This is a genomic window from Thermococcus sp. (assembly GCF_026991495.1).
In the GTDB taxonomy this organism is placed as follows: Archaea; Methanobacteriota_B; Thermococci; order Thermococcales; family Thermococcaceae; genus Thermococcus.
In genome coordinates, this window is sequence record NZ_JALXBJ010000091.1 from 1 (window position 1) to 9,794 (window position 9,794).

The 9,794-nt window shown below is 53.4% G+C and carries 4 protein-coding genes and 1 CRISPR repeat array; of the genes, 3 read left to right on the forward strand and 1 reads right to left on the reverse strand.

The window, feature by feature from the left end; genetic code table 11:
• The first annotated feature begins 3 nt into the window (after nt 1–3).
• Nucleotides 4–564: a CRISPR direct-repeat array (repeat unit 30 nt; unit sequence GTTTCAATTCTCTCAGAGTCTTATTGCAAC).
• A gap of 483 nt (nt 565–1,047) precedes the next feature.
• Nucleotides 1,048–2,547, reverse strand: coding sequence for an MFS transporter (locus MVB78_RS11125; RefSeq protein WP_297491527.1), 1,500 nt, complete (start codon nt 2,545–2,547; stop codon nt 1,048–1,050).
• An 83-nt stretch (nt 2,548–2,630) separates the two neighbouring features.
• Between MVB78_RS11125 and MVB78_RS11130 the strand changes: the two genes are divergently transcribed.
• The 3 genes from MVB78_RS11130 to MVB78_RS11140 all read left to right on the forward strand — a co-directional run bounded on the left by MVB78_RS11130 (nt 2,631) and on the right by MVB78_RS11140 (nt 9,762).
• Complete coding sequence (locus MVB78_RS11130; protein WP_297491530.1) at nt 2,631–5,411, forward strand: DEAD/DEAH box helicase; 2,781 nt, start codon at nt 2,631–2,633, stop codon at nt 5,409–5,411.
• A gap of 26 nt (nt 5,412–5,437) precedes the next feature.
• The gene (locus MVB78_RS11135; protein WP_297491533.1) at nt 5,438–6,784 is read left to right on the forward strand and encodes an ATP-binding protein; all 1,347 of its coding nucleotides are present in this window, start codon (nt 5,438–5,440) and stop codon (nt 6,782–6,784) included.
• A 65-nt stretch (nt 6,785–6,849) separates the two neighbouring features.
• Complete coding sequence (locus MVB78_RS11140; RefSeq protein ID WP_297491536.1) at nt 6,850–9,762, forward strand: protein kinase; 2,913 nt, start codon at nt 6,850–6,852, stop codon at nt 9,760–9,762.
• The last annotated feature ends 32 nt before the right edge of the window (nt 9,763–9,794 follow it).

The window sequence follows — 9,794 nt, forward strand, 5'->3', positions numbered from 1 at the left end:
TCCGTTTCAATTCTCTCAGAGTCTTATTGCAACCTTTCCTCGTCCGCTTTCCAGGCTTCATCAGTCGAAGTTTCAATTCTCTCAGAGTCTTATTGCAACCTTAATGGTTACCTGCGCCATACACTAACCCACCTCGTTTCAATTCTCTCAGAGTCTTATTGCAACACGGCTTCAACCTTCAGAACTTCCCGATTGAAGTTCGTTTCAATTCTCTCAGAGTCTTATTGCAACACATATAGAGTGTTCCGTTCTCGTCAATCCCGATTGCGTTTCAATTCTCTCAGAGTCTTATTGCAACACCCAATCAAAAGCCCAGCTACCGCCGCCCGGTATAAGTTTCAATTCTCTCAGAGTCTTATTGCAACGCCCGAAACACTCAAAACCTCCGTTCCATTCACAAAGTTTCAATTCTCTCAGAGTCTTATTGCAACTCGCTCGTGTTAATCTTAGCGCTGTTTGTCCCATTGTTTCAATTCTCTCAGAGTCTTATTGCAACTTTTTCCGCATACGCTCCTCAAGAACTGCAAGAATCGCGTTTCAATTCTCTCAGAGTCTTATTGCAACAGGGCGGCTTTTTCCTCCTTTCGCCCTACAAGACAGTAAGAACCCTCGGATCTTATAAGCTTTTCCTCGGAGGGGTCTTAAACAGGCCCTGAGAAAGGTTTAATCCGGGGACGTCTGAGGCGTTAACCGGTGGGCTGGCTTCCAAGAGTACCGCCCCATCCTAATGGGCATCCATGTACATGAAACTTCCGGAGACTCCATCGGGCTTTGATTAGCGACCAATCCATTTTGGAACCCTGAGATCTTTAAAGGGGCTGTTACGTTCGGATTTGGGGAGTCTTCAGCTTCCTCCCGTCCCGTTCCCCATTTTCGGAAAATTTTCGTTACAAATTCAATTTAAATCGTGACTTAATGTTAAATACTAACTTTCAGTTGTTAAAGAGTTCCAGAGAGCTGTCTGCAGGCGGATTGAAGAGAGGGGGCGTTAAAGAGTGTTTTGGGAGAAAAGAAAGAGCCACGGCGTGATAAACTGCATGGGGCAGCTTAAGCCGGCTCGACTACAACATCCTTTTCCCCACCGTTCTCAACCTCATGGATCCTCCCTCCCTTCATAACCTCTCTGATGGCTAAGATCAGCAGGGCGAGGAGCAGAAATATGGCGGCCGAGGTTCCGAAGAGCACCTCGTAGGCTTTTGTGGTCGGAATCTTAATCTTGACCCAAGGGGGAGCCGCTGGCGGGTGGAAGAGGATGTAGTAGGTGCTCATGATCGTGCCAGCGATGGCCGGCCCCCAGGTCGAGCCGAAGTTCCTGAAGAGGCTGTTCGCTCCTGTTGCGACACCCATAACCCTCGGCGGAACCGAGAAGACGAGCACGTTGATTAGGGAGATGTTCATCAGCGTTATTCCCGTCCCGACGGTGGTTATGAGCCCCACGAAGGCCCAGAGATGAGTTGGTGGGAGCTGGGGGGCGTACTTCGACAGGATCCCTAAGCCGACGGCGGCGGTGAGTGCACCGGTTAAGGCGACGGGCTTTGCACCGACCTTCGGCATGATCTTTCCGGCTATTGGAGCGACGATTAGCATCACGAGGGCCATCGGCGTCATCAGGATACCGCTCTGGAGGATGGTCTTCCCGAAGCCGAATGGTGGCTTCATCTGGAAGATGTAGGTGTTCGCCTGGCTCATCATCGAAATGCCGAAGGCCGCGAAGGTTATCCCGATGTTGACTATTGCCGGGTTTTTAGCGGTTATTATGCCGAGCGGGATTATCGGGTTCTCAACCTTCCTCTCCCAGACCCCCAGGAGGACCGTTCCAAAGAGGGCCACCGCGAAGAGCGCCAGGGTCTCCTTGGCAGTCCAGCCGACGTTCGGCGCCCTCGTAACGGCCACAAGGGCCGGGACAACAGCTACCGTCAGGAGAACGGCCCCAATCCAGTCAACCTTTCCGGGGTTTATGTAACGACTTTCTCTAAGCACTTTCCACGCGAGGAGGAACATGAGGACCGCGAACGGCGCGGCCGAGTGGTAAGTCCAGCGCCAGCCCCAGTTCTGGGTAACCCACGCGCCGAGAGGTAGGGCGATGACCATACCGACCGCGAACATCGCGCTTATCATTCCCTGAACCTGTGGCACCATCTCGGGCGGGAACTCCTCCCTAACGAGGGCAAACGCCAGTGGGAATATCGCCATTCCAAAGCCCTGAACGGCTCTCGTCACGAGGAGCCACTGGAAGCTCGGTGCGAAGCCGTTCAAGCTAACGCCGGTGGTGTAGAAGGCCAACGCGATGAGAAACATCTTCTTTTTCCCGTACATGTCGCCGAGCTTTCCAAACAGGGCAACGCTCACCGTTCCAACGAGGAGGTAGATTGTGAGAATCCAGCTGACGTCGTTCGGGTTTATCGCGAACTCCCTCTGGATCGTAGGTAGAGCGGGAGTCAGCATCGCCTCGGTGTACATGACGAGGAGCGGCAGAATGACGACGACGAGCATGGCCCTTTTTGCGTAGGTCAGGTCGTAGGTTTCACCGTTTCTCCCAACTATCATTTCTCTTCACCGATATGTCGAACGATATATCGCTTTATAAGCTTAGCGGTAGGGGTTATAAACTCACAGATAAAGTTCACACCATGCACCCCCTCCTCAGGAAAGCAATCAGGGAGCGCTTTGGGAAACTCAACAGACTTCAGCAGGATGCATTTAAGGAGGTCAGCGCCGGAAAGAGCGTTCTGGTTATAGCGCCAACTGGCTCGGGAAAGACGGAAGCGGCAGTCCTTCCGGTCTTCAACGAAATCCTTGAGGAGAACCTTAAGCCGATCTCAGCTCTATACATAGCCCCGCTCAAAGCCCTGAACAGGGATTTGCTCGACAGGCTCGAATGGTGGGGGAAAAGGCTGGGAATAAGCGTCGAGGTGAGGCACGGCGATACTTCAGCCTACAGGAAAGCGAAACAGGTCAAGAACCCTCCTCAAATGCTCATAATCACTCCCGAGACGCTCGGAGTTGTCCTAACTGTCAAGTCCCTCAGGAAGCACTTGGCTAACGTCAAGTTCGTTATAGTTGACGAGATAGTCGAGCTCGTGGACAACAAGCGCGGTGCTCAACTCCTCCTCAACCTTGAGCGTTTGGCGGAGATAGCTGGCTTCAAGAGGATTGGCATGACCGCGACGGTCGGCAACGAGGAGGAGGTGAGGGAGTGGCTCAAAGCGGACGTTATAGTGAAGCCCTCCTGGAAGAAGAGCTACCGCTTCCACGTTCTCTATCCAGAGCCAAGCGGAGAAGACGAGGAGCTCGCGAGAAAGCTGAGCCTCTCGCCGGAGATAGCGTCTCGCCTAAGGCTCCTCTGGGATATCGTCGAGAGGCACGGTAAGGCCCTCATATTCACCAACACGCGCCAGTTCGCCGAGATTTTAGCCCACCGGTTGAAGGCTTGGGGGAAGCCCGTGGAAGTCCACCACGGCTCCCTCGCCAAGGAGGCCAGGATAAGGGCAGAGAAAGCGCTCAAGGAGGGGAAAACCAAAGCGCTGATATGCACTTCCTCGATGGAGCTCGGCATAGACATTGGAGATGTAGACGTCGTTATTCAGTACATGAGCCCGCGCCAGGTTAATCGTCTGGTTCAGCGCGCCGGTAGAGCCAAGCACAGGATAGGCGAGGTGAGCGAGGCCTACATCATAGCGACGAACGTGGAGGACTACCTTCAGAGCCTGATCATAGCGAAGCATGCTTTGGAAGGCCGTTTTGAGGCCGTCGAGCCTATTGGAGGCCTTGACGTTTTGGCCCATTTCATAATCGGCCTCCTCATCGAGCATAAGAGGCTTCCCCGCGAGAGGCCCTACGAGATAGCTAAGAGGGCCTACGTTTACAGAGAGCTGAGCTGGGAGGACTACCTCGACGTCCTGAAGGTTTTGGAAGATTCAAGGCTCGTCGGCTACGATGAAGAAAAGGGCCTCCTCTACCTCAGGCGGGGGGCCTTCCAGTACTACTACGAGAACCTCTCCACGATACCGGACGAGGTCTCTTGGAGGGTCTTTGATGCAGGGAGCGGGCACGTCATAGGCAGGCTGGACGAAAGCTTCGTGATGGACCTTGAGGAGGGCATGGACTTCGTTATGAACGGCCGGAGCTGGATAGTGCTCAAGATTGAGGACGAGGCGAAACTTTTGAAGGTTCGCGAGAGCAAGAGCCTCGAAAGTGCGATACCGAGCTGGGAGGGCGAGATGATTCCCGTTCCCTTTGAGGTCGCCTTCTCCGTGGGCAGGCTGAAGAGGGAGCTAACTTTCGACTTTGAGAAGGCAAAGGGGCTTTTGGAGGGAGTTGAGTTCAGGGGGAACGAACTGGAAAGGGCCTTCAAGGAGATAAAGGACGAGCCCTTCTCAACCGACCGCGACATAGTCATCGAGAGCACTCCAAAAGCCCTGGTAATTCACGCGGATTTTGGCAACAGGGCCAACGAGGCCCTCGGTAGACTGGTGTACTCAATCCTGGCCCTCACCTACGGAAGGGTCTTCTCGATGAGGAGCCAGGCGCATGCCGTCGTTTTTAAAACGCCCTTCCAGGTGAATCCGAGCGAGGTGAAGCGTTACCTCTATCAGGAGCCCAAGATGCTGGAACCAATAGTCGCCCGCTCCCTCCGAGACTCCCACGCCTACCGCTGGAGGATGCTGAACGTCGCGAAGCGCTTCGGGGCCTTGAGGAGAGATGGAAGGATAAGGCGCGTTGAGAGGCTCTTCGAGGGTACGGTAATTGAGAGGGAAACCCTCAACGAGCTCTACCACGACAAGGTCGATGTGAGCAGGGGAAAGCTCGTCCTTGAGATGCTGAAAGCCGGTTCTCTCCGCGTGAAAACTGCCCTGAGGGGAGAGCCCTCAAAGTTGGCGAGGCTCAACATGACTGTTGGAGGCGAGTTCCTCCTGAGCGGGGCCCTTGAGAGGGACGAAATCCTTGAGCTCTTCCGGAAGAGGCTGCTCGACCAGGAGGTCGTTCTGGTATGCACCAACTGCGGCTGGCACTCGAAGACAAGGGTTTCGAGGCTGAGGGGCATAAGGGAGAGGAGATGCCCGCACTGCGGCTCGAAGATGCTTGCCGTTGCCCATCCTATCGATGCGGAGGAGTTCCTGCCGGTTTTGGAGAAGGTCAAGCGGGGAGAAGCGCTCGAAAGGAAGGAGGAGAGAAACTACAGAAAACTTCTGAAAGCGGCTGACCTGGTTGATTCCTACGGCTTCGAGGCGGTTTTGGCTCTGGCCAGCTACGGGACGGGGCCGGATACAGCGGCAAGGCTTCTGGGGCAGTATAAAGGGGACGCCCTTTTAGTGGCCCTCATGGAGCGCGAGAGGGTCTTCATAAGGACGAGGCGCTTCTGGGTGGATAAGAAGAGGGGGGAGGAAGCTCAGGCCCAGCACAAGTCTTAAATAGTTGCAGGACGATTAGTCTAATCATGGTGCAACAATTTGTGAACAGGCGGTATGAAATCGAAGCACTGAGAAGGGCTTTTGAAAGCAGAAAGGCCGAGTTAGTGGTGATCTACGGCAGGTGGAGGGTGGGTAAGACCTCCTTAGTTCTGAGGGCGTTTCAGAGTGTTCCACACATTTATTTCCTCGCCGACGAGAGGAGCGAAAAGGAGAACCTCTCCGAGTTCAGAAAAAAAGTTGGAGAGTTCTTTAAAGACCTCGCATTAACCCGCTCAGACCTTGGATGGGTCGAACTGTTTCAATACATTGCAGAGAGTGGAGAGAAGGTCGTCGTGATAGTGGATGAACTCCCATACCTCGTCTCGTCAAACCCGGCGTTCCCATCTCTCCTTCAGAAGGCTTGGGACCTCTATCTTCAGGACTCAGGGCTGAAGCTCGTACTCGTTGGCTCATCAATGGGCATGATGGAGAGGCTTTTGGGCCACGAAAGTCCGCTCTATAGGAGGCGGACGATGCAGCTTGAGGTGAAACCCCTGAGGTACTGGCATCTCCAGGAATTTCTTCCTGGCCACGGTTATGAAGACCTGCTGAGGGTCTACGGGGTCGCTGACGGGATCCCCCTCTATTTAAAGCAGTTCGATGAGAACCTGTCCTTCTGGGAAAACGTCGAGAAGCTGCTTCTGCGGAAGGAAAGCCCCCTCTACACTGAGGCAGAGTTCCTTTTGCGGCAGGAATTCAGGGAGCCCGCGCGGTACTTCTCGATACTCCGGGCAATAGCATTCGGCAAAACGAGCTTTGGGGAAATCGTGAACTTCACGGGCTTCGATAGGGGAACGGTCTCACGCTACTTAGACAACCTCTCGAGGATACGGGTGGTGGCTAAGATCTATCCAGCTTTCGAACCGGAGAAGAGGAGGAACATGCGGTACGAAATAACGGACAACTACTTCCGCTTCTGGTTCCGCTTCGTTTATCCAAACAGGGAGCGCATCGAGCGGGAGCTTTACGGGGAGGTTCTTCGGGATGTTAGGGAAAACTTTGACCACTACATGGGAAGGGTCTTTGAGAAGGCCGCGGAGGATTTCCTCTGGAGAAAGTTCGCCTTTGAGAGGGGCGGGAGGTGGTGGAGAAAGGGTGAAGAAATAGATTTCGTGGGGTTGAAAGGAAGCAGGGCCTATTTCTTCGAGGTAAAGTGGAGTTCCCTGAGGAAACGCGAGGCCGAGAAAGCCCTAAGGAGTCTTGAAGGAAAGAGCTGCTCAGTCAGGACTGGAGCCCCGGAAAAGGCCTTGGGTCTTGTCGCCAAGAACGTGGAAGACGCGGAAAAACTGAGGGAGGAGGGCTTCATCGTCTTTGAGCTGGGGGAGATGTTTTGATTCCCAGCTGGAATCCGAAAATCGTAAATACTAAAATGTCCAAGTTTGGTGGACAATCACCGGTGGTGGTCATCGTGTCGTACTGGGCGAAAACCTACGGACCTGGAAAAGCTAAGGCCGTCGCCCTTGATAAGAACGGGGATATTATTGTTGCCGGGGAAAGAGAAGGAAATGCCTTCGTTGCCCGCTTGGAGGGGGATGGAAAGGTCAAGTGGTTTAAGACTTACGGGGGAAGAAAATATGATGGCGCTAACGCGGTTGCTTTAGCTCAGAACGGTGACATTATCGTGGCCGGCTACACTGATAGCTTTGGCACTGGAGGCTATAACTTTTGGGTTCTCCGGCTTGATGCTGATGGTAATGTGAAGTGGCAGAAGACTTACGGAGGAGAGTATAGTGATGGTGCTAACGCGGTTGTGGTAGCGGATAATGGTGGCATTATCGTGGCCGGCTACAGTCAAAGCTTCGGCGCTGGGGGAGGTGTTTGGGTTCTCAGGCTTGACGCTAACGGTAACGTGAAGTGGCAGAAGACTTACGGGGGAAGCGATGATGATGAGGCTAATGCTGTTGCTATCGATGATAATGGTGACGTTGTCGTGGCCGGTTACACTCGGAGCTTCGGCTCTAGCGGTTATAACTTTTGGGTTCTCAGGCTTGATGCTAATGGTAACGTTAAATGGCAGAAGACTTATGGAGGGAGAAGAGATGATAAGGCTTACGCGGTTGCTTTAGCTCAGAACGGTGACGTTATCGTGGTAGGCTACACTAAAAGTTTCGGTGCTGGTGGCGCTGATGCTTGGGTTCTCAGGCTTGACGCTAACGGTAACGTGAAGTGGCAGAAGACTTACGGGGGAAGCGACTGGGATGAGGCTCACGCGGTTGCTTTAGCGCCTAACGGTGACATTATCGTGGCCGGCTACAGTCAAAGCTTCGGCGCTGGGGGAGGTGTTTGGGTTCTCCGCCTTCCGCCGGATGGGAACCTGCCGGGCTGTAACTTCTGCAAGGATTCAAACGCTCGGGTAATGAAAACGAACGCCAAAGTCCACAACACTCACTGCGAAGTCCTCTCAGGAGTGGGGAGATATATAGTATTGAACTCAAACGCCAGTATGAATCTCATCACGCCAAGTATCCAAACCCAATGTTACACCAAGTCTGAAGAAGTTAGAAGAATGGAAGGCCAGCTTCTATCGGCCATCACCCTCTCTATGCCTTCCATGACCGAGGGGATTGAAGTTCCCCTAAAACTCACCCTCACCAACGACCTCGCGGATTCTCTAGAGGTGATCCTTGATCTCTCTGGAAACAACTTCCTGAAGCTCGGAAAAACCAAACTCAAATTCCCGGAACTGAAGAAAGGACAGAAAGCAAGCAGAACAATAAAAATTCAGCCCTTAAAACCTGGTAACTTCAACCTCAAAATCAAGATTAAGGCAATCGTTAACGGCGTGACTCTTGAAACCGAGAAAACCATTCCAGTCAAGGTCGAGAGGCTGAACATTGAAGAAATCCTCCACGTTGCCGTTCCACAGCTCGTCGAGTCCATTGAGGCGCCACTAAAACTCACACTCACCAACAACCTCGCCGACTCCCTCAAGGTAACCCTCGACCTATCGGGAAACGAGTTCTTCGAGCTTGAGGAGGAAATCATTGAGTTCCCCGAGCTTAGGAAGGGGCAGGAAATAGCCAAGACTGTAATGGTAAAGCCCAAGTACGCCGGAAACTTCGACTTCAGGGTTAAGATCAAAGCCCTCGTAAACGGCATTGAACTCGAAGCCGAGAAGGTAATCCCCGTCGAGGTTGCCGAGAGAGCCGCAACTCCCCAAACATCCGTTACCCCTACGACACCAGTGATGCCCTCCCCTGCCACTCCTGTAACTCCCTCGGCTTCTTATCAGGCGGTTACTTCCTTCCCCGCAGAACTAACGAGCGTTTACGAGCCGATTGAAGAGCTCGGCAGGGGCGGCTTTGCGAGGGTCTTCAAAGCAAAGCGCAAGAGTGACGGTGAAATCGTCGCCGTAAAAATCCCCCTCAGTCTTGACCCCGTTACTGGCAAGTCCTTCTTAAAGGAGATCGAGAACTGGACGAAGCTCAAGCATCCGAACATCGTGAGGGTTTACGACTACAACATTCTTCCAGTTCCGTTCTTTGAGATGGAGTACTGTGAAAGCTCGCTGGAGAGGGTTCCAACGCCGATGAAAGCCAAGGAAGCTGCCCTGCTCGTCTTCAACATCGCTGAGGGGCTAAAGTACGCGCACTCTAAAGGAATCATCCACAGGGATTTAAAACCCAGCAACATCCTCCTCAAGAGCGGGATTCCTAAGATAAGCGACTGGGGACTGAGCAAAGTCCTCGGACAGAGCGGCACCACCACGACGAGCTTTACCGCCCTCTACGCGGCCCCGGAGCAGTTCAGCAGGTCGAAGTTCGGGCCAACGGACGAGAGAACCGACATATGGCAGTTAGGGGTTATTTTCTACCAGCTCGTGACGGGGAAGCTTCCATTTGAGAGCGAAGATCCCTTCGAGCTGATGTTCCTCATAATGAACGAGGAGCCAGCCAAACCGAGCGAACTGAACCCCGAAGCCGGGGAGGTGGAACCCATAATCCTCAGGATGCTCGCGAAGGAAAAGGAAAGCAGATATGAGAGCGCGGCGGAGCTCCAGAGCGACTTGGCCAGCTATCTCGGCATAGAGTTCCGGCGTGAGCTTAAGAGGAGCAGGACTATGGGAGACAGGCGTTTGATAGTGTACTACCTCGGAAACCTGCTTATAATGAGCGTGAAGATGGGGAACCTGAGCGGGGCTTACAAGTACGCAAGCGACTTCACGATGCTAACGGAGGGCGAGTTGAGGCGGGAGTTCGAAGCCCTGTCGGAGCAGTTCAGGCTCCGCCTTGAGGAGCGGCTTGAAGTGCCGGTGGAGCTGATAGAGAAAACGGACATCCTCGTGCACAAGGCGATGGTAAGGGTTCGCTAATGAGTCTTTATTTCTTTACATAAAAGGAAATA

Excerpts from the sequence above, each read along its gene's own strand:
- MVB78_RS11125 (WP_297491527.1), bottom strand. The coding sequence starts at position 2,547 with ATGATAGTTGGGAGAAACGGTGAAACCTACGACCTGACCTACGCAAAA.
- MVB78_RS11130 (WP_297491530.1), top strand. The coding sequence starts at position 2,631 with ATGCACCCCCTCCTCAGGAAAGCAATCAGGGAGCGCTTTGGGAAACTC.
- MVB78_RS11135 (WP_297491533.1), top strand. The coding sequence starts at position 5,438 with ATGGTGCAACAATTTGTGAACAGGCGGTATGAAATCGAAGCACTGAGA.